At 59.6% G+C, this 822-nt stretch carries 1 protein-coding gene; it reads left to right on the top strand.

Annotated elements, in window-relative coordinates; all coding sequences use genetic code 11:
- The first annotated feature begins 47 nt into the window (after window positions 1-47).
- A complete protein-coding gene (gene lexA / locus AC1DWI_RS24990; RefSeq protein WP_477669422.1) occupies window positions 48-752 on the top strand; it encodes a transcriptional repressor LexA in 705 nt (234 codons plus the stop codon).
- Window positions 753-822 lie beyond the last annotated feature (70 nt).

Genomic DNA, 822 nt, shown 5'->3' with positions numbered 1-822 from the left:
AGGCAATACGCAAGCGGGCTGAAGCAGTGATTCAAGGAGCAACAGTGATGAGCACACTCGATAACTTTTCGCATTTTCCCTCTGAGGCTCCCAAGCTCACTGCGCGCCAGCAGCAAATTCTGGAATTGATCCAGAGCGCCATCGCGCGCACGGGCGCCCCGCCCACCCGTGCTGAAATCGCCGCTGAGCTTGGCTTTCGCTCTGCCAATGCCGCCGAGGAGCACTTGCAGGCGCTGGCCCGCAAAGGCGTCATCGAGCTGGTCAGCGGGACCTCACGCGGCATACGTTTGCGCAATGACGCCCTTCGCAGCCTGAACGAATCCAGAATCAAACAGTTTTCCCTGCCGTTGCAAAGCCTGGCCCAACTCGCCCTACCTCTGGTGGGGCGGGTTGCTGCTGGCAGCCCGATTCTCGCGCAGGAACATGTCGAGCAAACCTATTATTTTGAAAGCAGCCTGTTTCAGCGCCAGCCCGACTACCTGCTCAAGGTCCGCGGCATGAGCATGCGGGACGCAGGCATCATGGATGGCGACCTGCTGGCCGTCAAGCAATCCAAGGAAGCCAAGAATGGTCAAATTGTCGTGGCCCGGCTGGGTGATGAAGTGACCGTCAAGCGCTTTCGTCGCAACAAGCACCTGATCGAACTTCTGCCCGAAAACCCGGACTTTAAAACCATTGTGGTCGAGCCCGGCGAGCCTTTCGAACTGGAAGGCCTGGCCGTCGGCCTCATTCGCAACACGATGCTGATGTAGGCAGCTCACCTGGCCACGCACCAGGTGGCGGGCGTTTGGCCGTTGTGATGGCCAACACCCTGGTGTCGGG

The sequence above is a fragment of the Polaromonas sp. P3_C2 genome, from assembly GCF_056402675.1.
Note: the sequence above shows the minus strand (reverse complement) of the source record. Positions and strands in the feature narration are given on the sequence as shown.